Source organism: Yeosuana marina, from assembly GCF_011762485.1.
GTDB lineage: Bacteria > Bacteroidota > Bacteroidia > Flavobacteriales > Flavobacteriaceae > Yeosuana > Yeosuana marina.
Genome location: NZ_JAAKGI010000025.1, coordinates 196,715 through 220,851 on the forward strand (window position 1 = coordinate 196,715; position 24,137 = coordinate 220,851).

Below are 24,137 nucleotides of genomic sequence, written 5' to 3' on the forward strand. Positions count from 1 at the left end.
TTATTTTATGTTGCAAATTAATCATTTCTTGTTAATATTTCATTACCTATATTGCAATGTAAACACCTATTTTTATCACAATAGTCATTTTTTAACTGGATTAATGCTTGAGACTGTAATGCGGATTTTGAAACTGGCTTTATTGAGTTAAACTTTTCAACGATACTGTTCTTTTCTGAAACTATACCTTGTAGTAAATTTATAATGTCACTATCTATTTGTTTTCCAATATGAAGCGCATAACTAAACTTAATGGGAATAATAGTATTAATTAATAGTAAATCTACAAATGCTTTAGTAATTCGTTTCTTTGAAGGTTTTGAAGGTTTCCCAAAAGCAAAATGCGTTTCCCAATAGGAAGATGTTTCTATTGCAAACAAGTTGTAAAATTCATCTTTATGCTGTAATTCTATAATTTTAGAAAACAAATTTTTATGATAATGATACAAGCTTGCTAGTTGCGATAAGCGAATCGTAGGAAAGTTAGCTGGCCGTAATCTAAAAAACTGAATAGGTATAAGCGCCTTATTCGGCAAACTAAACTTTTGTTTTAAATACTTATACTCTTTAACTAAATTTAAGTAATACTGATCTTGAATATCGCTTTCCAATAAATCTGCTTGTCCAAAAAACAGAGCTTCAAGAATGGTTTGGTTAGATTGCGCTTTACGAACTATTGAAAAATCTATTGAATCTGCAATACTTAAAAAAGCATCTCCATTTACTTTTAACCCAAAGTTTTTTGCTAATGTTTTAAATAAAACTGCTTCCCAATCATTTTTTGAGTCACCTAAGAGTTTTTTTACACGATAAGATTTCCTTTCTAAACGCTCAAAATATAAACGCTCTAGCCAATTGTTTACTTTAAAGTCATCAATTCCTGCGAGATCTTGTTCACAATTAATCCATTTTTCAGATTTTGAAAATAACTTCTCATAATTGTGTAATGTTTCCTTAGGTATATAGTGTCTCAATTCTAATGTTGAAATGCTAGTATTATCTTTTCTATAAACATCTGTATCATGTTCCCAAACAACATGTAAAATTACGTTGTCATAATTAGAATCGGTTTCATGATTATGTAAATACCAATCTGATGATTTTACATGAATCTCAACACTCCCAGCCCAAAGTTGATTGCCTATTCTTAATTGTGCATTAAAAAAATCTGGTCCCGAATCTTGATTATAATCACCAACAGAAATAATAGAAATTTGTTCGTTATTCTCAGTTCTTATTTTTGAAACCTCAAATTTCTTATGTCTCCATAGATAATGTAAAAAATCTTCTTGCATGAATCGAAAATAAGAAAAGTATTATTAAATATCTAAAAATACACATATACATTTTTTGTATGAAACTCAATAAATGAGTAACTTTAACTAATTAAAAAAATCATGCAAAAAAATCTTCTAATTATATATTCATCTGTGGATGGGCAGACCTTAAAAATTTGTAATGCAGTTACAAAACATCTTAAAGAAAACAACCAAGGCGTTGACCTTTTTTCTATAGATGACTTTCATGGAGATATCAATGCTTATGACAAAATTGTTATAGGCTCAAGTATTCGATATGGAGTTCATCACAAAAAAATTATTGAGTTTATAAAAGTTCACAAAGATGAACTTGAAGCTAAAACATCAATATTCTTTTCGGTAAATTTAGTTGCTCGAAAAGCTGAAAAAAATGCTCCGGACACGAATCCATATGTGGTTAAGTTTTTTAAAACTATTGACTGGGAACCAACGTATGTAGAGGTGTTTGCTGGAAAGATTGACTATAAAAAATACACTTTTTTTGATAGAAAAATGATTCAACTCATTATGTGGATGACTAAAGGGCCTACTAATAAAGACGCCGAAATAGAATACACTAACTGGGACAGAGTTAAAGATTTTAGTTTAAAACTAATTGATTTATAAAAACTATTCCTTAAAAAACTCCCGATACTGCATTACCCTAAAATCAAACGTATTGAATTTAGGGTTTTTACTTTTTAATTGCTTGTACAAAGGTATTTTACTAATTGAAATGTTTGCCGCTCCTGAACTTGACGTTAAAGACACCGTTTTTATGGTTCTTAACGAGGTTTCATCTGGGGCTGACTTGTCCGACAACTGAAATTGATGCACACGTGGAATTTCGTTCGATACTAAATCTAATTTAATTTTATAGTCTTTAAGATGTTTTCTAAAGAAATACTCAGGACCATTTTTACTATTACCACCTGTAAACAATAATGTATCAATACTTGAATATTGTTTTAAATAACCAATAATATCTCTAAGTATAATGTTCTTCATGCCTAAATCGGAGGCATCAATTTTCTCCCGTTCGCAACTTTCAACAATGTCGCAAACACCTATTTTACAATCAATTAAAAACTGCTTACGCTGTTCAACAGCTTCTTTAGAATTATCATACCGTAAATTCAAATTGTTAATTTTATCAATAAATAACCATAACGAATTGTAGTAACTTCCATAACAAAAATCAACATCTTTTTCTAAAAGTTCTCCTCTTGAAAAGCGCGGTGGCGGCAAGGTTCCAACAATCAATTTAGTTGTGTTTTGTTTGATAAAAGGCACATATGGATGTTGGTGTTTAAACACTGTTTTTTAGGATTTTAATTAAAAGTTTTGTATTTTAAAATTTCTAAAAATATTCAACATTATGGGTAAAGGAGATAAAAAAACAAAACGTGGAAAAATTCATCGAGGCACTTATGGTAGTAGAAGACCTCGCATAAAAAAAAGACGATCTGTTGAAAATAAAATAGATATTGATAACAAGGCGAAAGCTAAATAATGCTTTTCTTAAAAGCAATTAAAACCCGCTAAAGACTATTTCTGAGTTTTTCAACTTCAAGAATGGTGTTTCTATAAATTCGTTTGTTTTGCTTAGTCATGTACTGAGCTTCTTTGTGAATTTCATCTAAAATATCTTTACCGTCTTGAACTTTGTTTTGATTTATTAAAAACTTTGCTAAAATAAAACGTTCTTCATAAAAAGAAAAACGGACATCTATTTCTTTTAGGTTAGTCTCAGCTTCTTCTAGTTTTCCTATTTTTTCTAAAGATAGACCATACAAAAATTGCGATCTAGTCTTTTTAAACTCTGTATGATCTATTATTTTTTCAGCATACAAAATAACGTTCTCATAGTCTTCAATAGCAAAATAAGATTTTATGAGTTGCTCAATAACATAAAAGTCATTTTGAAAATTACCTTCTAACGCACTTAGATAATGAGGAATTGCCTTATCAAAGGCTTTAATTTCTGCATAAGCATCTGCTAGATTAACCTTATTTTGATAGGTTTCGGAAAACTGCAACGTCTTTTCTAAATCTCTTATGCGCTTTGTAGGGTTTATAATAGACACGACATTCTCTTGAATTTTATCTGCATCACGTTTATTGTAAACATGGATAATTAAATAAATAACACATCCAATTAGCGGAATAAATAAAATAACAAATACCCAATAGAATTGATTTCTATACTTGAATAAGTGATACAAACAATATGCTTGCAGTATAATAATTAAGTAATACATTGAAAATTTATTAGATTGGGTTAAAACACTATTCAAAAGTAGGCATTATCTAATAAACACCAAGGTATTATCGTTAGACATAGACTCACTAAAACCATAGCCTTCATAATTAAACCCTTTTAAATCATCAACGGTTTCAGCATTAGTATCTACAATATAACGTGCCATTAAACCTCTTGCTTCTTTAGCATAAAAAGAAATAATTTTATATTGGCCATTTTTAAAATCTTTAAAAGAAGCTGTTACAACAGGCACTTTTAATGCTTTAGTATCAATAGCCTTAAAATATTCATTACTGGCAAGATTCAAAAACAATTCATCATCTTCAAGTTCTTTGTTTAAAGCATTTGTTATTGTTTTTTTCCAAAACTCATACAAATTTTTATTTTTTCCAATCGGAAATTTTGTTCCCATTTCTAATCGATACGGCTGTATTAAATCTGTTGGTTTTAATAAACCATATAATCCAGAAAGTATTATAACAGTATCCTGAAGTATCGCTAATTTTTCATTAGGAATAGAATATGCATCTAAACCTCTGTAAACATCGCCACTAAATGCATATACAGCAGGTCTTGCATTATCTGAAGTAAACGGTAATTCCCAAGCCTGATTTCGTTCATAATTTAAATGTCCTAGGGCATCAGAAATACTCATAAGTTTTGATAAATCTTTTGTCGATTTCTTTTTAAGCAAAGCATTAATCCGCTCAGACTCCTTTAAAAACTGAGCTTCAGTTGATATTGAATTTGGTAACTGACTTTCAAAATCAAGAGATTTCGCTGGTGATAAAACAAGTTTCATGTTTTTATTTTTATGTTAACTAAATTACACTATTTCTTTTATTTTTCCATTCTCAAAACTAAAGTTATAGTCTCCTCTTATAATAAAATCTGATGTAAAGGCTTCTTCCATGGTTGGGAAATAGGTTTTCTTGTTTTTATTAACCATAATAAACAAGCCTTCGTCATTTCCGAAGGCGCAAAATCTATCAAAATCACCATCAAAAACAGCAATTGGTTCTAGGTTGTTTATGGTTTCAAATAAAGGTTTAATATGATCTGTAACCATAGCTATTTCACTAATTGAAAGAATGGTGTTTGGGTTAAAAGCTGTGTCACTTTCTATATTGATGCGCTCTCTGGCAATAAACTCCAAAATGTTATGGTCTGCATCATAAAAATAAACAGACTTGGCTTTCCAACCAACAAAGTCTGCAATAGGTTCGTTGTTAAATGTCAGGATGTCTGTTCGTTTTTTTAACCAAATAAGTGCATCATTAATAGCATTTGAAGGAATATTAAACGCCAGATGTGCTGATTTTGTTTGCGATTTATATTGAAATACTAAGGTGCTTTTCCCTGTTTTAAAAGATATTTTTTGAGGTGTATCTAGAACTTGTTCAAAATTTAAAACATGTTTATAAAACTGTTTTTGTTTTTGAATGTTATTAGTAAACAATGTTAATTCGCTAATTTTCACAATTTAAAATTACATATGAATTTTCATGTGAAACAATAATTCAAACTGATTTATCTTATGTAATCATAAAACCTTTTTATAGCTCAGGATAAACGTAATAACATTGTGCCCGTAAAAGATTTTAACTAAATTCGTTTCTTATAAAGATTTCAAACGTTTCCATTTCAAATACGTTCTAGGATTTAAAAATTAAAATCCTCACAAACTAAACACTATATTAAAAATTAATTTTTTTATGAAGAATCTTGTCAATATTTTAATAGGGCTATTTTTAATCCTAAGTACTACTCTTACAGCTCAAAATTTAGAGTTTGCTGATCTATTACAAAATATAAATTCCAGACAAAACACATCTCTTAATGGTAAGTGGGATATTATTGTAGACCCTCTTGAAAACGGCTACTACAATCACAGACTGTTACCGAAAGACAATGGTTATTTTAAAAATGCTAAAATGACATCACCCTCAGATCTTATTGAATATAATTTCGACATAAGTTTTCAATTAGATGTTCCTGGAGATTGGAATACACAAATGGATAAGTTATACTATTATGAAGGAACTGTATGGTATAAAAAAGACTTTACATACCATGCTAACTCAGACAAACTTGCTTTTTTATATTTTGAAGCTGTTAACTACGAAGCGATTGTATATTTAAACGGAGAACGCATAGGATCTCATGTTGGTGGATATACCCCTTTTCAATTTGAGGTTACCAATAAACTTAAGGAAGGCGATAATTTTGTGGTTGTAAAAGTAGATAATAAACGTAAAAAAGAGAATGTACCAACTGTAAATCAGGATTGGTGGAACTATGGCGGTATCACAAGGTCTGTGCATTTAATTACAACTCCAAAATCATATATTAAAGACTATTCTATTCAATTACCTAAAGGAAACACAACAACTATTGATGGTTGGGTACAAGTTGAAAACAGTAAAGATGGTGATGCCGTTACCATTAATATCCCCGAACTTAAAAAAAGTGTAAACTCAATTCTTAAAAACGGAATAGCTAAATTTTCAGTGAAGGCAAAACCTGTGCTTTGGAGTCCTTATAGTCCCAAATTATACGAAGTCATTATTAAAACACCAACCGACAAATTAACTGATCATATTGGTTTTAGGACGGTAGCCACCGATGGAAGTAAAATTTTATTAAACAATAAACCAATATTCCTAAAAGGCATAAGTATTCACGAAGAAGCTCCTTTTAAAACCGGTCGGGTTACATCAAAAGAAGAATGTAAAATACTACTAAAATGGGCTAAAGAGTTAGGTTGTAATTTTATTCGATTAGCTCATTATCCACATAGCGAAACCATGGTTCGTGAAGCTGAAAAAATGGGCTTTATGATTTGGTCTGAAATACCGGTATACTGGACCGTTCAATTTGACAACAAAGACACGTATGCCAATGCACAAAATCAACTGACTGAAATGATTTCTAGAGATAAAAATAGAGCGGCTATCCTATTATGGTCTATGGCTAATGAAACCCCAGAGGGAGAAGCTCGATTATCTTTTATAGCAGACTTAGCTAAACAAGCACGAAAACTTGATAATACCAGATTAATTACTGCTGCATTAGATACCCAAGGAAAAGGTAATGATGGCAATTTAATAGAAGACCCACTTGGAACAATTGTAGATGTAATTGGTATTAATAATTATTGCGGTTGGTATGCAGGAGCACCAGAAACATGTCCTGACATTAAATGGGCAAGTAAATACAACAAACCTATGATTATGAGTGAAGTTGGAGGTGGTGCTTTATATGGATTACATGGAAACAAAAATGAACGTTGGACAGAAGAATACCAAGCTGATGTGTACAAAAAAAATATTGAAATGATGCGGAATATTAAATTTTTGGCAGGTTTATCGCCTTGGATTTTAATGGACTTCCGTTCTTCAAGACGCCCGTTAAGAAGAATTCAAGATGATTTTAACAGAAAAGGATTGATTTCTGAACAAGGCATGAAAAAACAAGCCTTTTATATTCTTAAAGATTATTACAATAACGAAAACAATTAGTACAAATCAATAAAGTCTTTTGATTTTATTATTGAAAAAAAGATCTAACTATTCTAATTCTTGATGTTTAGAATAGTTTTTCCATTTTTCTATGCACTGAGACATATCGTCAGGAATTGGTGTACTAAAACTCATAAATTCACCTGTTTTAGGATGAACAAATCCCAATGTTTTAGCATGTAATGCTTGTCTTGGCAACACTTTAAAGCAGTTATCTACAAACTGCTTATATTTTGTAAATGTGGTTCCTTTTAGTATTTTTTCTCCACCGTAACGTTCATCATTAAAAAGGGTGTGCCCAATATGTTTCATATGCACACGTATTTGATGCGTTCTACCCGTTTCTAACTTACAAGACACTAGAGTTACATAGCCTAAACGCTCCAAAACCTTGTAATGAGTTATGGCTGGTTTTCCTTTATCAGCTTCATCACCAAAATAAACAGTATTTTGCAATCTGTTTTTTGGGTGACGCCCAATATTACCTTCAACCGTACCTTCATCTTCTTCAATATTTCCCCATACCAAAGCGACATACTCGCGTGTACTTGTTTTTTCTGCAAATTGAAGTGACAAATGTGTCATAGCCTGCTCTGTTTTTGCAATTACTAAAAGTCCACTTGTATCCTTATCTATCCGATGCACCAATCCTGGTCTATCACTGGAATTATTAGGTAAATTATCAAACCTGTAAATAAGAGCATTTATTAAGGTTCCTGAGTAATTACCATGACCTGGATGCACGACCATTCCTGCTGGTTTATTAACCACTAACAAGGTATCATCTTCATAAACGACATCTAAGGGAATATCTTCTCCAACCAACAAATTCTCATAAGGCGGATGCGCAAACAACACTTTAATCTCATCAAATGGTTTTACCTTATAATTGGATTTAACAGCAACACCATTAACAAAAACACTCCCGTTTTTGGCGCCATCTTGAATTTTATTTCGAGTCGCATTTTCAATACGATTCATTAAATATTTGTCTATGCGAAGTGGGGATTGCCCTTTATCTACAGCAAAGGCATGATGCTCATACAAATCATCATTCTCTTCTTCGGGCAAATTTAAATTAGTATCATCCATAATTAATTTGGTCTGTTTCCATTACCAAGAACCAAATCAATTTTTGATGTTTTGGGTAGCATATCGCCTGGTTGAATTTCTTTACCTTTAAACATCATTTTCAACACCATATCTTTACCAATATTATCAACATAGGTTAGTTTTCCAACTGCAAAACCTATGGCTTCCAATGTCGGTTTTGCTTGTCTAAAAGTACGTTCTTTTAAATCTGGAACCGTTATTTTTCTATATCCAGATGGATTTAACGTAATATAAATTTTTCTATCCTCTTTAACTTTTGCGCCTGCAACCGGATCTTGTTCAATAACAGAAAACTTAGGGTACTTGGGGTTAAAGTTAGCAGAATCCTGAATTTGCATCACCAAATGATTTTGCTCAAGCTCTATTTTAGCAACACTAATAGATTTTCCAGTAAGGTTAGGAACGGTTTCAAACTCGCCATGATTGGTCGTCACATTTAACCATTTTAAAAGAATAAAACATAACACAACTAGTGCCACAACGGCTAATAAAACTTGCTTAAAAAAGGTTTTACTGATAAGAAATTTAATAAGGCTCATGAATAGTCTAAATATTTTAAACAAAACTAAACAAATTTATGTTTTAATCATTTAAATCGTTTAATTTCTCTTTTGTTATATACGTTTATTAAAATCAAAATGGATTAAATATGTTTATAATTATTTATTCTTATCCATAATATTTAGAAGAAATAAATGATATTTTTACAAAACGATTTACTGATATATATTATAATCCATGAAAAAGAACATAGCTATTATAATGGGAGGCTATTCAAGTGAATATAAAATCTCCTTAAAAAGTGGAAACGTTGTTTATGACACCTTAGATTCATCAAAGTACAATACATATCGCATTCATATTTTTAAAGACAAATGGGTTTATGTAGATGATAATAATACAGAATTTCCCATAAATAAAAATGATTTTTCTGTTACTGTAAACAATTCAAAAACAACCTTTGATTGCGTGTTTAATGCTATTCATGGCTCTCCTGGTGAAGACGGGTTTATGCAAGGATATTTTAAACTAATCAATATGCCACATACCAGTTGCGATATGTATCAGGCAAGTTTAACCTATAACAAACGTGATTTTTTAAGCACCTTAAAACCGTATGGTATAAAAACTGCAGAATCATTTTATTTAAATCTTGGTGATACCATTAATGAAGATGCTATTATTAGCAAAGTAGGCTTGCCATGCTTTGTAAAAGCTAATAAAGCAGGAAGTAGTTTTGGAATTTCTAAAGTTTATAAAAATGAAAATTTACAAGGAGCTATTGATGTGGCTTTTAAAGAAGATGATGAGATTATTATTGAATCTTTTTTAGATGGAACAGAAGTTTCAGTTGGCGTTATTACCTATAAAGGAGAAACTAAAGTACTCCCAGTTACCGAAATTGTAAGCGATAACGATTTTTTTGATTATGAGGCAAAATACCAAGGGAAATCAAAAGAAATAACACCTGCCAGATTAACAAAAGATGAGGAAGCTAAAGTTGTCAAAGCTGCCAAACAAGTATATGATATTTTAAAAATGAAAGGATTTTCAAGAAGTGAATTTATTTTTAAAGATGGAGAACCTCATTTATTAGAAATGAATACCATTCCTGGGTTAACCAAAGAAAGTATTTTACCTCAGCAAGCTGCTTGCGCCGGAATTAGTCTTAGTGACTTGTTTGACAATGCTATTGAAGAAGCCTTAAAATAATCGTTTTTCAGTCCTTTATTAATATTGAAAATAACCTACTATGCGAATTACAACTAGCAATTAAAAACAGTCGGTTGTCAGCAGATAAAATAAAAATTGTAATTTTAAAGTATGAAGAAAGCGCTTTTTCCAGGGTCGTTTGATCCATTAACATTAGGTCACGTTGATATTATTAAACGAGGTGTGGCCTTATTTGATGAAGTTATTGTAGCCATTGGGATTAATTCGGAAAAGAATTACATGTTTTCTTTAGAAGAACGCAAACAATTTATCGAAGATGCTTTTAAAAATGTACCTAAAGTAAAAGTAGTCACTTACGAAGGACTAACGGTTCAATTTTGTAAAGAGATTAAAGTGCCTTTTATTTTACGCGGTCTTCGTAATCCTGCCGATTTCGAGTTTGAAAAAGCAATAGCTCACACCAACCGAAAGCTTTCAAAAATTGAAACTGTATTTTTGCTAACATCTGCAAGAACATCCTTTATTAGTTCTAGTATTGTAAGAGACGTTATCAGAAATAATGGAGATTACACTAAGTTAGTTCCCGATAGCGTCAGAGTTAAATAATGAAGCCATTTGATATTAATTTTCTAGATCATGTTGCAATTAGGGTCAAGGACATTAATGACTCTGTTAATTGGTATTCTAAAGTTTTAGGGTTAACAATTTATAAACTTGAAAAATGGGGAGAGTTTCCTATTTTCATGTTATCAGGAAAATCGGGAATCGCAATTTTTCCAGCCACTTTGGATGATGATCAATTCCCTATGAATTCAAAAAACATTAAAATTGATCATTTTGCTTTCAACGTTTCAAACGAAGATTTTATTAAAGCAAAAACATATTTTAATGAGATAAATGAGGCCTTTATATTTCAAGACCATCATTATTTTCACTCTATCTACTTAAAGGACCCAGACAATCATACAGTTGAATTAACAACCCTTTTAATTGATGAAAATCAATTTTATAAATAATTTACAGTTTATATTCAGACAATCCTTTAGTAAAGGCCTCTGGATTTTCTGCTAAATGATAACGCGGATCATCAATATCTTCAACAACAACTTCCTTAAATTTTGGACTAGATTTATATAATAGTACTTTACAATCTTCACTCAAGTGTTTTAGCTTGATAGATTTGCCTTCGGCTTCATATTTATTTACTAAATTATAGATAGCTTCAATAGCAGAATGATCACTAATTCTGGACTCTACAAAATCAACTTCAACATTTTCCGGATCATTTTTCACATCAAACTTATCGTTAAAGGCTATAATAGACCCGAAAAAAAGTGGACCCCAAATTTCATAAACCTTAGTTCCATCTTCACGCATACGCTTACGAGCTCGAATTCGTTTCGCATTTTCCCAAGAGAACACCAACGCACTCATTATAACCCCTGCGATAACTGCAATTGCTAAATCAAAAATAATGGTTAATGCTGACACCGAAACCAACACAATCACATCACTTAACGGAATTTTATTCAATATTCTAAAACTACTCCATGCAAACGTACCAATAACAACCATAAACATAACGCCTACTAAAGCAGCAACAGGTACTTGTTCTATAAGACCCGAAGCGAATAAAATAAACGCCAACAAAGCTAAAGATGCCACAATGCCCGACAACCGGCCTCTACCGCCTCCTTTAATATTAATTAGTGATTGACCTATCATGGCACATCCACCCATACCTCCAAAAAAACCAGTAACAATATTGGCACCACCTTGGGCAAGACACTCTCTATTAGTATCCCCTCTCGTTTCTGTAAGTTCATCAACTAAGTTTAAAGTCATTAAAGATTCTATTAATCCAATCGCAGCTAAAATGAGCGCATAAGGAAAAATGAATTTTATAGTTTGATAATTAAACGGAACTTTTTCAAAAATATCCCATTGAAAATGAGGTAATCCTCCTTTTAATCCTGCTCCTCCTCCATCTCTAATAAAACTTCCAACAGTAGCCACATCAAGCTTTCCAAAAATAACAATAGCCGAAACTACTATAATAGCCAACAAAGCTTCTGGTAATTTTTTGGTAATCTTTGGAAGTCCAAACATGATTCCCATGGTTAAAACCACAAGACCTATCATTATCCACAATTGTTTTCCATGCATCCAGACAAGCTCTTCTCCGTTAAAAGTCATAAACATTTTCAACTGAGACAAAAAGATTACAATCGCTAAACCGTTTACAAAACCCATCATAACAGGATGCGGAATTAAACGAACAAATTTGCCTAGTTTAAAAAAACCTGCTAGCATTTGTATAACGCCCATTAAAATAACGGTTGCAAACAAATAATACAAACCAAGATTTTCCCCTTCTGCACCCATGGCATTTCCTTCTGCTACTAATGCAACCATTACAACCGCTAAAGCTCCGGTAGCACCACTTATCATACCAGGACGACCACCAAAAACAGAGGTTATAAAACCAACCATAAAAGCAGCATACAAACCTACTAATGGATCTACTCCTGCCACAAATGCAAATGCCACTGCTTCAGGCACTAAAGCCAAAGCAACAGTTAGTCCGCTTAAAATGTCATTTTTTACATTGCTCGTTTGTTTTCTTATAAATTCTGTCATGGTTGTTTTTTTGAAGGGGCAAATTTACAGTTAATACAAAGATGAGCAAGAAGCATTTACTTTAATTCTAATAATTTGTACGAAAACGATTGAAAAAAAATGGTTTTACTATTAAAAGTTTAGAATCAATTTATAAAAAAGTTTCACTTAACTAGAAAAAGTTACTTAAAATGCTGATTCTATTAAATCAATAATTTAATATTAGCATAAGAGTTTTGTAAAGCTTCTTCGGTTTGTTCTTTGTTTAACCATTCTACTTTGGTAATCCCTTCTTCCTCCTGTGCATATAAATTACCTTTAAAACTTGTTTTCATTTCAAACCAATAGGTAACTTTAATTCTATGCCTTCCATTACGCTTGAATATATGATAGGTTGTTTCTATTGGTTTTACGATCTCTAAACCGTTTACTCCTGTTTCTTCGGTAACCTCTCTAATAGCAGTTTCTTCAATAGTTTCTCTTCTTTCAGCTTTTCCTTTAGGCAAATCCCACTTATCATTTCTGTAAATAAATAATATATCTCTGTTTTCATTATAAACCTTTCCTCCTCCAGCAACAACATTAGGCATTTTTTTTAAAAACTTTTTAAGTAATTTATCTTTATTTTTATGAATAAGGCGAACCTCTTTTATAGACGTTGTGTTAAGTTCTTTTATGACCTTCCTTAAATTTACGGTGTTGAGCAGATAATTCTTAAAATTGGTTTCTTGCTCTACTACTGTGGTTAAAATTATAGGTTTGTCGCCGACAAAAACTTTATGCATGCTTAATTGTTAACATTTATAGTCTGGTAAAAATATCATTTTTCAAAACAAATCAGCAATTGTTGAAAAAAATATTTTTATTCATATTCAACATTACAAAAAACTAAATTTATATGTAATTTTGTTCTTATGATTTTTAATAAAGAAACTGCTAGACAAACTGCCGAAGTTTTATTGCAAATAAATGCTATAAAACTCAGCCCAAAAGAACCGTTTACTTGGGCATCTGGATGGAAATCTCCAATATACTGTGATAATCGTATTATCCTATCCTACCCTCCCATTAGAAACTATATTAGAGAAACAATGGGGAAACAAATTGAAGAGTTATATGGCAGGCCAGATGTTATCGCTGGTGTTGCTACTGGAGCAATTGGTATTGGTGTATTGGTTGCCGAATATTTAGGACTGCCTTTTATTTATGTGCGCCCTGAAGCCAAAGGACATGGTAGAAAAAACCAAATAGAGGGTTATATAGAAGCCGGACAAAGTGTTGTGGTTGTTGAAGATTTGATAAGCACAGGCAAAAGTAGCTTAAATGCAGCAAAAGCGCTCAAAGAAGCTGAGATAAACATTAAAGGTATGGTGGCAATTTTTTCATATGGTTTTGATGTTGCAACTGAAAACTTTAAAAAAGAAGATGTTACATTGCATACGTTGAGTAATTATGAAAGTTTACTGGACCAAGCCTTAGAAACCAATTACATTTCTCAAAAAGAATTGACAACATTGTCTGATTGGAATTCAAACCCAAGTGAATGGAACGCTATTTGATAGTTTATTAGTTCACAATAAACGAAAACAAAAATGAATTTAGAATCGCCAAAAATAAATGTAAGTAAATCTCCTCAAGAAGTATTTGATTTCTTGTCAGACATTAAAAATTTCGAATCTTTAATGCCTGAAAACATTAGCAAGTTTGAAGTATTAAGTGATGATACGTTTTTATTTGCTTTAAAAGGTATGCCAGAAATAATTCTTAAAAAAAAGGAACTTGTTCCGCCTAATAAAATTGTTCTTGGTGCTGCTGGAGGGAAATTGGACTTTTCACTTACAGGTAATATTGTAGAAAATAGCGATAGCTCCAGTGATGTACAATTAACATTTGATGGAGATTTTAATCCCATGATGGCTATGATGATTAAAGGCCCAATAAGTAAGTTTATTGAAACTCTAGCAACGAGTATCCCTAAATCTATTTAATATAAAAGTGTAATATCTTTTAAATCGTACTCTTTTATAATTTCATCCTCCAATAACACTCTTAAATTACCAGATACGGAGACATTTTTTATAAAACCAGAAAACACGCAACCTTCAGCATCTTTAAATGTTGAAGGTTTATTTTTTCTAAACAAATACATTTCATATTCTCGTTTCAAGTTAGAATAATCTTGGCTTTTTAAAATATTAAAATAATATTTTAAGTTTTTTAAAACAACATCCAAAACTTCATCAAGATAAAAGGTTCTACCCGACAATAACTTAAGAGACGATGCTTTTGGCAACCCTTCAAATTGTGTTTGATTAATATTTAGTCCTATACCAATTATTGATGCGGTTATATGACTTTGTTTAATGACATTTTCAATTAAAATGCCACAAATCTTCTTGTCTTCTGACAAAATGTCGTTAGGCCATTTCACACTTAATTTAGGTATAGAAAAACTTTGTAAAGATTTAATTAATGCTAACGAGGTGGCAATACTTATGTAAAAAGGGTACTCTATGTGCTGCTTCGAAACATCTTTAAACACACTAAAAGTCAGGTTTTTAGAACTTTCAGAATTCCAAATCGTTCCCATTTGACCTCTTCCATTAGTTTGGTGTTTTGTTACTACAGTAGTATAATCTTTAACCACTTCTTCATTGGTAAGCTTACGTAGGTACCTGTTGGTAGAATCGATGGCATCAAGTTTGATTATAGGCATTTGAAGTTATTTGTTATATTACTATAGAATCTTATGATTATTTTAAAGTATAAAGAACTAAAAAAATAATAACTTTGCACAAATTTAAATCAAATTAATGGCGAAAGAAAATATAAGCGCAGACCAACTAATATCAGTAATAATAAGTAGTATAGAAGATGTTAAAGGAAATAAAATTAATATTCTTGATTTAAGAGATATTGAAAACACGGTTTGTGATTACTTTATAATTTGTGAAGGAACTTCAAATACACAAGTTGGCGCTATTGTCAAATCAGTACAAAAAAAAGTAAGTAAAGAACTTAAAGACAATCCATGGCATGTTGAAGGAGAAGACAATGCTGAATGGGTTTTAATTGATTATATAAATGTTGTTGTTCATGTATTTCAAAAACATATTAGAGACTATTATGATATTGAAAGTCTATGGGGAGATGCAAAAACAACTGTAATAGAAACTAGTTACTAAAAAAAGAATGACGAACGATAAAAAAAACATTAAGGATAAAAAACCAAAGTTTAATCCGTATTGGATTTATGGTATCATTATAGCTATCTTCCTTGCAATCCAACTATTTAGTAATGTTGGTTATCAAGGTGAAAACACCACTAACCCTACTCAATTTTTTAAATTTGTAGCCGATGGTGATGTAGCGCGTGTTGAAATTGTAAATAAACGCGTTGCCAAAGTATATCTAACTAAAGAAGCAGAACAAAAAGAAATACACAAAAAGTCAATTCCAAGTTCTCTTCTTCCAACAACAAACAAACTTCCTAACTATAAGTTTGAATTTGGCGATCTTCAGATTTTTCAAAATCATTTAAATGAGGTTATCAAAGAACATAATTTAAATTTAACTCCAGTTTATATAACTGAGGACAACTTTTTTGGTGATTTGTTAGTTGGCATACTTCCGTTCATACTCCTTATAGGTGTTTGGATTTTCATTATGCGCCGTATGTCAGGTGGAGCTGGCGGTGGAGCTGGTGGTCAAATTTTTAATATCGGAAAATCTAAGGCTAAACTCTTTGATCAAAACACAGAAGTTAAAACGACTTTTAAAGATGTTGCTGGTCTTGAAGGTGCTAAAGAAGAAGTTCAAGAGATCGTAGACTTTCTTAAATTTCCAGAAAAATACACAACATTAGGAGGGAAAATTCCAAAAGGAGCCCTACTGGTAGGACCTCCAGGAACAGGTAAAACGTTGTTAGCACGAGCTGTTGCTGGTGAGGCAAAAGTACCGTTTTTCTCATTATCAGGGTCAGATTTTGTAGAGATGTTTGTAGGTGTTGGTGCTTCTAGAGTTCGAGATTTATTTAAACAAGCTAAAGAAAAATCACCTTCCATCATTTTTATCGATGAAATTGATGCTATTGGTCGTGCCAGAGGAAAAAATGCCATGTCTGGTAGTAATGACGAACGTGAAAATACCTTAAATCAGCTATTAACCGAAATGGATGGCTTTGGTACTAATACCAATGTTATTGTACTTGCAGCAACAAATAGAGCAGACATATTAGATACGGCTTTGATGCGTGCCGGGCGTTTTGATAGACAAATTTTTGTAGACCTACCAGATGTTAGAGAGCGAAAAGAAATTTTCGAAGTGCATTTACGTCCACTTAAAAAAGCTAAAGATTTAGATCTTGATTTTTTATCAAAGCAAACGCCAGGATTTTCTGGAGCTGATATTGCTAACGTTTGTAATGAAGCCGCTTTAATTGCTGCTAGAAATGGTAAAAAAGAAGTTGATAAGCAAGATTTTTTAGATGCTGTTGATAGAATTATTGGTGGATTAGAAAAGAAAAACAAAATTATAACACCAGGTGAAAAACGTGCTGTTGCTTTTCATGAAGCTGGACATGCAACCGTAAGTTGGATGCTTGAACATGCTGCTCCATTAGTAAAAGTAACTATTGTTCCTCGAGGTAGATCTTTAGGAGCCGCTTGGTACTTACCAGAAGAACGTCTAATTGTTCATCCAGAACAAATGCTTGATGAGATGTGTGCTGCATTAGGAGGAAGAGCCGCAGAAAAAGTAATTTTTAATAAAATTTCTACTGGAGCATTAAGTGATTTGGAAAAAGTAACCAAACAAGCTAGAGCCATGGTTACAGTATATGGTTTAAGTGATAAAGTTGGTAACTTAACGTATTATGATTCTTCTGGACAAAATGAATATGGTTTTACAAAACCTTACAGTGAAAAAACTGCTGAGTTGATAGATAAAGAGATTTCAGATTTAATTGAAACCCAATATAAACGTGCAATAAAACTTCTTGAGGAAAATAAAGATAAACTTACAGAATTAGCCAACGTGCTCCTTGATAAGGAAGTTATTTTTAAGGACAATCTAGAGAAAATATTTGGCAAACGAGGTTTTGATAAAGAAAATAATGAAATTGTTGAAGGATAAAAGGCCTATATTTTGGAAACCAATAGTAAAAATCTTAAATTAATCGTATGGTTAGTTTAAGATTTTTTATATTTGAAAAACCCCTTTAAAAACTGAGTTAATAGCAAAAACCTGAATGAGTCTTTTTAGAAAAATATTTGGTTCAAAACCTGACAACAAAGAAGAAGAACTAAAATCAAATGAACGTGGCAAATACATGCCTGAAATTAAATTACCAATAGATGAAAAGTTTACCATAAACTTTAAAGCTAATGGTGGTAAGTTTCTTTATTGTGAAGATTTAAACGAAATTTTTGAAAGCTTAGAAAACATTATTGAAGAAAACGATTGGGGAGATAAGAAAGCTTATTTTATAGATAAAAATTTAAAAAACCGTTTTAAAAGCGCCAATTTATTAACTTCAGATAGAGCTAGTGACTCCACATTTTTTATAACGACTTGTGAAAACTTAATAGCAAATGATGGTTCTTTACTAATTTGCTCCAATCAAATAGCTGAAAAAAAATTGATTGAACTTCCTGATAATTTTATTGTTTTTTCAACTACCAGTCAAATGGTTGAAACTATTGGAGAAGGATTACGAGGCATTAAATCTAAAAACAAGAAAAAAATCCCTACAAATATTACCACAATCAAACACTTTAAATCGTCTGATGAAAAAGACTTTTTAAGCTATGGAAGTAGTTCTAAAAATTTATATTTGCTACTTTTAGAAGATCTTTAAACTATAATTAGCTACATACTTTGATTTTAAACCAACCTACTCTTTGTTCACCCAAGTATTACGTTAATTTACAAAAAGCAAACTAAATAAATGAAAGAACTTTTTGTGCGACTACTTTCTGGCTTATTCTATGTTTTCTTGCTAGCTATTTCTATAAATTATAAATATGCTGCAATACTCCTTTTTTTTGTATTTGGGCTTATTTGTTTAAGTGAGTTCAAAAAAATTATTCAACTAAAAAGTGTCATTCCTCATATCATTTTTATTGCACTTTTAATTGTGTTTATATCAGGCCAATTGCTTTTAGAAACTAGTGAAGTCGTTGATAAGCTAAATCAAATACTCCTGGTTCTTACAATATTTGTTCAATTATTTTTAATTAAAGATTTATTTTCAAATAAAGCAATTCCACTATTTAATTCAAGGCGTTTTCTGTTAACTACTTTTTATATATCAAGTCCGTTTGTGTTTTTAATTTTAATAGCATTTCATCATGAAGTCTATAATCCAAATATATTATTTAGCTCCTTCATTTTAATATGGGTTAACGATTCCTTTGCGTATTTAATTGGTAAAAATTTCGGAAAACAGAAACTTTTTGAAAAAATATCACCTAAAAAAACTGTTGAAGGTTTTTTAGGCGGACTATTTTTTTCATGCATTGCAAGCTATTTTATTGCTACCTTTACAGAAACATTAACCTTTACCAACTGGTTACTATTAAGTATTATTATTAGTGTTTTTGGTACGTTAGGCGATTTAATTGAATCAAAATTTAAACGACAGGCCAATGTTAAAGATAGCGGCACCATAATGCCAGGTCATGGCGGATTACTTGACCGTTTAGACAGCATTATTTTTGCAGCGCCTTTTATTTATTTATTTTTAAGAATTACACTATATGTTTCATAAAGAAGGACATAAAATCATATTTACTACATTTATTATTATTGTAGCTTCGTTTTTGTTAATAGACAATTTTATTCATTTGCCATGGTTACAAACCTCTCTATGGATTATACTTCTAATCTTTTTTATTCTCATACTTCAGTTCTTTAGAAATCCTAAACGTAACGCCTTACAAAATGACAAACAAGTACTGTCTTCAGTAGATGGAAAAGTTGTGGTTATTGAAGAAGTTTTTGAAAAAGAATATTTTAATGATAAACGTATACAGGTAAGCGTATTTATGTCCCCCATTAATGTGCACGTAACCCGTTACCCAATTAGCGGGAATGTAATTTTTAGTAAATACCACCCTGGTAAGTATTTAGTTGCATGGCACCCTAAAGCTAGTGAAGAGAATGAGCGAACAACCATAGTGGTAGAAAATAAAATTTTTGGAAAAGTATTATTTAGACAAATAGCTGGAGCTCTTGCTAGACGTATTGTAAATTATGCTAAAGTAGATGAACAAGCGACGCAAGGAAGTGATAGTGGATTCATAAAATTTGGTTCGAGAGTTGATTTATTTTTACCTTTAAATGCTGAAATCAAAGTACAACTGAATCAAAAAGTACGTGGTGGAGAAAGTATTATTGCAGAAATCAATGACTAATAACAATTTAGATATAGAGTTTCAAGAGGCAGTTGATAGAGTAAACGCTCATACGGAACCTTTTCCTGCCGATTTTTTATTAAGATTATACGCTTATTATAAAAAAGCAACTAATGATTATGGGCAACCAAGCAGTAAAAAACCTATAATAAATGCTTTTAAAACAAATGCCTTGTTTCAAATAAAAGACATCACTCAGGAAGAAGCGAAGCAAACCTATATTGATCTTGTTAATACCTATTTTCTTTACAGAAAATAGCTTATAAATTCAAGTTATTTAATCTTTAAATACGGGAGTACTTTTTAAATTAATTAGCGCATCATTTTTACTATTTACAATTCTTTTTGATCGTAAGTATCTGTTTAAATTAGCTGGATCAAAATTTGGAGCATTTTTATCAACACTACTAATTCTTACTTGTCCGGAAGAGTGAATAAACTCATTATTACCAATCCACATCCCTACATGTACTACTTTTTCTGCAGTCGAATCTGTTGCTTTTCTTCCAAAAAATAATAAATCTCCGGGAGCTAGTTTATCAAAGTTTTTGGTTTCATCCATTAATTCACCTGTATGTACCTGCTGAGATGCATCCCTTGGAATGACCATGCCGTTTAAAAAGTAAACCGTTTTTGTAAAACCGCTACAATCAACTCCTTTGGTTGAAGTTCCTCCCCATAAATAAGGCAATCCCATTAGTTTTTTTGATGTAGCAACTAATGATTCTGCTGTTAGCTTCGTGTTTTGTACCCAATCAGCATATAATTGTGCTTCATTTTTGTTTATGTAAGCTATTCTATTATCAGGATATTTTACCTTATAAAACTCATTATCTTCATCTAAAAGGACTAAAATGTCGCCAGCAACCATGTCTGAAACAACTTGAGATTTCATATCTGAGTTAGAATACGTACTGCCAGTAATATTTGTATATATTACTTTAGGTAACGCTTTCCAAGATGACAAATCTTTTGAAGATAGCGTTACAATTCCCGCATCATCAACCCAAGCTAAATAATGATCTGGAGTTTGAATTAAAAACCAGCCTCCATCTTTTTTCAGAACATTTACAGGCGTTCCTAATAATGCTTGCGTAGCTAATTCGGCAGAATGTTTTGGATTACTTCGTAAGTTAGCAACCGAAATAGTAACTAAACCAACTGTTTTGCTTTCTAAATCTGCTGAAGGTAACATTTGAATACTGTCAATAAAAGTAATAGCCTTTGCTTTTAATGTATCTTTTAAAGCAGTTACAGCATCGGGCAAATTACTTTCGCCTTTTAACACATAACTTTCATTTTGTTTTACAGCTTCTACATTAAATAGTGCCACACGTTTATCTGGGGCGTATTTTGTTTTAATAGCAGCAATATCTTTACTAAATATTTCTTCTTCTTTTACTCCTTCATTTTTACAAGCCATCACAACCAATAGGATTGTAAATGGTAAAAACAATTTGATTATATTTTTATTCATTTGAAAAATGTATTTAATTAAAAAAACAATATTACTGCGTTCCAAAATAGGAATCCATTTACTTTAAACTTATTAAACTAGCTTTAAGTGTTTCGATTTTTGCTAAAGCATCGGCTTCCTTTTTCTTTTCACTCGCCACTACTTGCTCTGGTGCACCTGCAACAAAACGTTCATTAGACAGTTTCTTCTGAACTGATTTTAAAAAACCTTCTGTATAATTTAACTCGTCTGTTAATTTTTTAATTTCAGCATCAATATCAATAGCACCCGCCATTGGAATAAAATACTCATTAGATTTTACTCTGAATGTTAAAGCGCCTTCAACAGCTTCACTCGTGTAATCAATGCTTTCAACATTACCTAATTTAATGATAACATCATCAAATGTTTTAGTAACGTTCTCATTATTAATTACTGAAAACTGAATAGCATCTTTAAAAGCTATATTCTTTTCTTTTCTAATATTTCTAATCCCTGAAATTACTTCGGAAGCAAAATCAAACTCAGATATTAAATCTTTGTCGAACTTTTTAAATTCTGGCCATTTTGAAACAATTAATGCTTCTTCGGGCGTTCTTTCTGAAATATATTGCCAAATATCTTCTGTTAAGAATGGCATAAACGGATGTAAAACCTTTAAATTATTTTCTAAAATAGTAATCGCTTCTTGATAGGTGATTTTATCAATTGGTTTTTGATATTCTGGTTTTATCATTTCTAAAAACCATGAGCAGAAATCATTCCATATCAACTTATAGGTTTCCATTAAGGCATCACTAATACGATATTTACTAAAATGATCTTCAATAGTTAATAAGGTTTCTTGAAACTTGGCTTCAAACCATTCAATCGCTATTTTTGAAGATTCTGGTTGCTCGATATCTGCAACCTCCCAACCTTCAATCAATCTAAACGCATTCCATATTTTGTTTGCAAATCCTTTTCCTTGCTGACATAAGGCTTCGTCAAACAATAAATCGTTTCCGGCAGCAGAACTTAATAATAAACCAACACGAACACCATCGGCACCAAATTCTTCAATTAACTTTAAAGCATCTGGTGAATTCCCCAACGATTTACTCATTTTGCGACGTTGCTTATCGCGCACCAAACCAGTTAAATACACATTTTGAAATGGTTTTTCATCGCGATATTCATAACCAGCAATAATCATTCTAGCTACCCAAAAGAATAAAATATCTGGACCGGTAACCAAATCATTGGTTGGATAGTAATAATTTATTTCTTCATTTTCAGGAAAACGAATCCCATCAAAAACGCTCATTGGCCATAACCAAGATGAAAACCAAGTATCTAGAGCATCAGTGTCTTGACGCAAATCGCTACTTGTTAAGTCATGGTTATTAGATTTTTGTTTTGCCAATTGAAGAGATTCTTCCTTCGTTTCTGCAACTACAAAATCATCTTTCCCATCACCATAATAGTAAGCTGGAATTTGTTGTCCCCATAATAACTGACGAGAAATATTCCAATCGCGAATATTTTCCATCCAATGACGGTAGGTGTTTTCAAACTTTTTAGGAAACAACTTAACATCACCATCTTCTAAAACTGCTTTAATGGCTGGTTTTACCAAATCTTCCATTTTTAAAAACCACTGATCCGACAACCTTGGCTCAATAACCGCTTTGGTACGCTCGCTAGTTCCTACTTTATTTATATAATTTTCGGTTTTAACTAGATGTCCTTTTTCTTGTAATTCCTTTTGAATCTCTTTTCTAACAACAAAACGATCTTTCCCTTCATAATGTAATCCAAAACTATTTAAAGAGCCGTTATCATTAAAAATATCAATAACTTCAAGATTATGTTTATCACCTAAATTCTTATCATTTTCATCATGCGCAGGCGTTACTTTTAAACAACCTGTTCCAAATTCCATATCAACATACTCATCTTCAATAATAGGTATAACGCGATTACAAATAGGCACAATAGCTTTTTTGCCTTTTAGTTGTTTAAATCGTTCATCATTAGGATTAATGCAAATGGCTGTATCGCCAAAAATGGTTTCAGGACGCGTAGTTGCTATGGTTAAAGTATCATTACTACCCTCAATTTTATATGACAAGTAATATAGTAACCCTTGACGCTCTTCGTGAATCACCTCTTCATCCGATAAAGTTGTTTGAGCCTCAGGATCCCAATTTACCATGCGGTAACCGCGATAAATCAAGCCTTTGTTAAATAAATCAACAAATACTTTTATAACCGCTTCACTCATGTCATCATCCATGGTGAATTTCGTTCTATCCCAATCGCATGAACATCCCAGTTTTTTAAGTTGCTCGAGAATAACTCCACCATATTCGTGTGTCCAATCCCAAGCATGTTTTAAAAACTCATCGCGTGATAAATCATTTTTATCAATCCCTTGTTCTTTAAGTTTTGCAACTACTTTAGCTTCGGTTGCAATAGAGGCATGATCGGTTCCTGGCACCCAACATGCATTTTTTCCTTGCAAGCGTGCGCGACGAATGAGAACATCTTGAATGGTATTATTAAGCATATGCCCCATATGCAAAATACCAGTAACATTTGGTGGAGGAATTACAATGGTATATGGCTCTCTTTCATCTGGTTCTGAATGAAAATAATTATGTTTCACCCAGTAATCATACCACTTACTTTCTACCTGACTTGCATCATATTTTGATGGAATTTGCATACTTTGGAATAGTTTTTGAACATTGATTTGCAAAAGTACTCATATTTCTTTTTCTATGAAAGCATGTA

At 31.6% G+C, this 24,137-nt stretch carries 26 protein-coding genes; 14 read left to right on the plus strand and 12 right to left on the minus strand.

Annotated elements, in window-relative coordinates; translation table 11 throughout:
- Positions 1-17 precede the first annotated feature (17 nt).
- Entirely contained in the window at positions 18-1,295 is a 1,278-nt protein-coding gene (locus tag G5V56_RS13230) for a DUF2851 family protein (protein ID WP_166965765.1), read from the minus strand.
- Between the two features lie 102 nt (positions 1,296-1,397).
- Between G5V56_RS13230 and hemG the strand changes: the two genes are divergently transcribed.
- On the plus strand, positions 1,398-1,925 hold the full coding sequence (gene hemG / locus G5V56_RS13235; RefSeq protein ID WP_166965767.1) for a menaquinone-dependent protoporphyrinogen IX dehydrogenase: 528 nt from the start codon (positions 1,398-1,400) through the stop codon (positions 1,923-1,925).
- Positions 1,926-1,928: 3 nt separating this feature from the next.
- Here the strand turns inward: hemG and G5V56_RS13240 are convergent, their stop codons facing one another.
- Positions 1,929-2,615: a uracil-DNA glycosylase family protein gene (locus tag G5V56_RS13240; protein WP_166965769.1), complete on the minus strand. Its 687-nt coding sequence runs from the start codon at positions 2,613-2,615 to the stop codon at positions 1,929-1,931.
- 61 nt (positions 2,616-2,676) lie between these two features.
- On the opposite strand from G5V56_RS13240, the gene G5V56_RS13245 reads away from it, so the two are divergent.
- Positions 2,677-2,811 (plus strand): 30S ribosomal protein THX, encoded by a 135-nt coding sequence (locus G5V56_RS13245; RefSeq protein WP_166965771.1) that lies wholly within the window; start codon positions 2,677-2,679, stop codon positions 2,809-2,811.
- A gap of 28 nt (positions 2,812-2,839) precedes the next feature.
- Here G5V56_RS13245 and G5V56_RS13250 read toward each other — a convergent pair whose 3' ends face one another.
- The 3 genes from G5V56_RS13250 to G5V56_RS13260 are packed head-to-tail and all read right to left on the minus strand — an operon-like array spanning position 2,840 to position 5,041.
- The gene (locus G5V56_RS13250) at positions 2,840-3,559 is read right to left on the minus strand and encodes a hypothetical protein (RefSeq protein ID WP_166965773.1); all 720 of its coding nucleotides are present in this window, start codon (positions 3,557-3,559) and stop codon (positions 2,840-2,842) included.
- Positions 3,560-3,604: 45 nt separating this feature from the next.
- Positions 3,605-4,363, minus strand: a complete 759-nt coding sequence (yaaA, locus tag G5V56_RS13255; protein ID WP_166965775.1) for a peroxide stress protein YaaA — start codon at positions 4,361-4,363, stop codon at positions 3,605-3,607.
- Between the two features lie 24 nt (positions 4,364-4,387).
- Positions 4,388-5,041 (minus strand): VOC family protein, encoded by a 654-nt coding sequence (locus G5V56_RS13260; RefSeq protein WP_166965777.1) that lies wholly within the window; start codon positions 5,039-5,041, stop codon positions 4,388-4,390.
- 235 nt (positions 5,042-5,276) lie between these two features.
- Between G5V56_RS13260 and G5V56_RS13265 the strand changes: the two genes are divergently transcribed.
- On the plus strand, positions 5,277-7,082 hold the full coding sequence (locus G5V56_RS13265) for a glycoside hydrolase family 2 protein (protein ID WP_166965779.1): 1,806 nt from the start codon (positions 5,277-5,279) through the stop codon (positions 7,080-7,082).
- A 48-nt stretch (positions 7,083-7,130) separates the two neighbouring features.
- Here the strand turns inward: G5V56_RS13265 and G5V56_RS13270 are convergent, their stop codons facing one another.
- On the minus strand, positions 7,131-8,174 hold the full coding sequence (locus G5V56_RS13270) for an RluA family pseudouridine synthase (RefSeq protein ID WP_166965782.1): 1,044 nt from the start codon (positions 8,172-8,174) through the stop codon (positions 7,131-7,133).
- A gap of 2 nt (positions 8,175-8,176) precedes the next feature.
- Complete coding sequence (locus G5V56_RS13275) at positions 8,177-8,734, minus strand: PASTA domain-containing protein (protein WP_166965784.1); 558 nt, start codon at positions 8,732-8,734, stop codon at positions 8,177-8,179.
- Positions 8,735-8,933: 199 nt separating this feature from the next.
- Here G5V56_RS13275 and G5V56_RS13280 point away from each other — a divergent pair, with 199 nt between their 5' ends.
- The 3 genes from G5V56_RS13280 (at position 8,934) to G5V56_RS13290 (ending at position 10,885) form a co-directional block, all read left to right on the plus strand.
- Positions 8,934-9,908, plus strand: coding sequence for a D-alanine--D-alanine ligase (locus G5V56_RS13280; RefSeq protein WP_166965786.1), 975 nt, complete (start codon positions 8,934-8,936; stop codon positions 9,906-9,908).
- A 111-nt stretch (positions 9,909-10,019) separates the two neighbouring features.
- The gene (gene coaD, locus G5V56_RS13285) at positions 10,020-10,475 is read left to right on the plus strand and encodes a pantetheine-phosphate adenylyltransferase (RefSeq protein WP_166965789.1); all 456 of its coding nucleotides are present in this window, start codon (positions 10,020-10,022) and stop codon (positions 10,473-10,475) included.
- Positions 10,475-10,885: a VOC family protein gene (locus tag G5V56_RS13290; RefSeq protein WP_166965791.1), complete on the plus strand. Its 411-nt coding sequence runs from the start codon at positions 10,475-10,477 to the stop codon at positions 10,883-10,885. Before coaD ends, G5V56_RS13290 begins: the two co-directional genes overlap by 1 nt.
- 1 nt (position 10,886) lies before the next feature.
- Here G5V56_RS13290 and G5V56_RS13295 read toward each other — a convergent pair whose 3' ends face one another.
- Both G5V56_RS13295 and G5V56_RS13300 read right to left on the minus strand, forming a co-directional pair.
- The gene (locus G5V56_RS13295) at positions 10,887-12,509 is read right to left on the minus strand and encodes a SulP family inorganic anion transporter (RefSeq protein ID WP_166965793.1); all 1,623 of its coding nucleotides are present in this window, start codon (positions 12,507-12,509) and stop codon (positions 10,887-10,889) included.
- Between the two features lie 182 nt (positions 12,510-12,691).
- Positions 12,692-13,273: an NUDIX hydrolase gene (locus G5V56_RS13300; RefSeq protein WP_166965796.1), complete on the minus strand. Its 582-nt coding sequence runs from the start codon at positions 13,271-13,273 to the stop codon at positions 12,692-12,694.
- 129 nt (positions 13,274-13,402) lie between these two features.
- Between G5V56_RS13300 and pyrE the strand changes: the two genes are divergently transcribed.
- Together pyrE and G5V56_RS13310 are read left to right on the plus strand one after the other, a co-directional pair.
- Complete coding sequence (gene pyrE, locus G5V56_RS13305) at positions 13,403-14,047, plus strand: orotate phosphoribosyltransferase (RefSeq protein ID WP_166965798.1); 645 nt, start codon at positions 13,403-13,405, stop codon at positions 14,045-14,047.
- Positions 14,048-14,080: 33 nt separating this feature from the next.
- Entirely contained in the window at positions 14,081-14,476 is a 396-nt protein-coding gene (locus tag G5V56_RS13310; protein WP_166965801.1) for an SRPBCC family protein, read from the plus strand.
- Here G5V56_RS13310 and G5V56_RS13315 read toward each other — a convergent pair.
- Entirely contained in the window at positions 14,473-15,204 is a 732-nt protein-coding gene (locus tag G5V56_RS13315) for a biotin--[acetyl-CoA-carboxylase] ligase (protein ID WP_166965803.1), read from the minus strand. The two genes, G5V56_RS13310 and G5V56_RS13315, sit on opposite strands and share 4 nt — an antisense overlap.
- 97 nt (positions 15,205-15,301) lie before the next feature.
- On the opposite strand from G5V56_RS13315, the gene rsfS reads away from it, so the two are divergent.
- The 6 genes from rsfS to G5V56_RS13345 all read left to right on the plus strand — a co-directional run bounded on the left by rsfS (position 15,302) and on the right by G5V56_RS13345 (position 20,162).
- Positions 15,302-15,673 carry a ribosome silencing factor gene (rsfS, locus tag G5V56_RS13320; RefSeq protein ID WP_166965805.1) on the plus strand — a complete coding sequence of 124 codons (372 nt, stop codon included), beginning with the start codon at positions 15,302-15,304 and terminating at the stop codon, positions 15,671-15,673.
- Between the two features lie 7 nt (positions 15,674-15,680).
- A complete protein-coding gene (gene ftsH, locus G5V56_RS13325) occupies positions 15,681-17,621 on the plus strand; it encodes an ATP-dependent zinc metalloprotease FtsH (RefSeq protein ID WP_166965807.1) in 1,941 nt (646 codons plus the stop codon).
- Positions 17,622-17,736: 115 nt separating this feature from the next.
- Entirely contained in the window at positions 17,737-18,345 is a 609-nt protein-coding gene (locus G5V56_RS13330; RefSeq protein ID WP_166965809.1) for an LUD domain-containing protein, read from the plus strand.
- Positions 18,346-18,435: 90 nt separating this feature from the next.
- A complete protein-coding gene (locus G5V56_RS13335) occupies positions 18,436-19,257 on the plus strand; it encodes a phosphatidate cytidylyltransferase (protein ID WP_166965811.1) in 822 nt (273 codons plus the stop codon).
- Positions 19,247-19,903 (plus strand): phosphatidylserine decarboxylase family protein, encoded by a 657-nt coding sequence (locus G5V56_RS13340; RefSeq protein WP_166965813.1) that lies wholly within the window; start codon positions 19,247-19,249, stop codon positions 19,901-19,903. The genes G5V56_RS13335 and G5V56_RS13340 overlap by 11 nt, the downstream gene beginning before the upstream one ends.
- The gene (locus G5V56_RS13345) at positions 19,896-20,162 is read left to right on the plus strand and encodes an acyl-CoA-binding protein (protein WP_166965815.1); all 267 of its coding nucleotides are present in this window, start codon (positions 19,896-19,898) and stop codon (positions 20,160-20,162) included. The genes G5V56_RS13340 and G5V56_RS13345 overlap by 8 nt, the downstream gene beginning before the upstream one ends.
- A gap of 18 nt (positions 20,163-20,180) precedes the next feature.
- On the opposite strand, the gene G5V56_RS13350 is transcribed toward G5V56_RS13345, so the two are convergent.
- The gene (locus G5V56_RS13350) at positions 20,181-21,380 is read right to left on the minus strand and encodes a C40 family peptidase (RefSeq protein ID WP_166965817.1); all 1,200 of its coding nucleotides are present in this window, start codon (positions 21,378-21,380) and stop codon (positions 20,181-20,183) included.
- Between the two features lie 58 nt (positions 21,381-21,438).
- Positions 21,439-24,069, minus strand: coding sequence for a valine--tRNA ligase (locus G5V56_RS13355; RefSeq protein ID WP_166965819.1), 2,631 nt, complete (start codon positions 24,067-24,069; stop codon positions 21,439-21,441).
- Between the last annotated feature and the right edge of the window lie 68 nt (positions 24,070-24,137).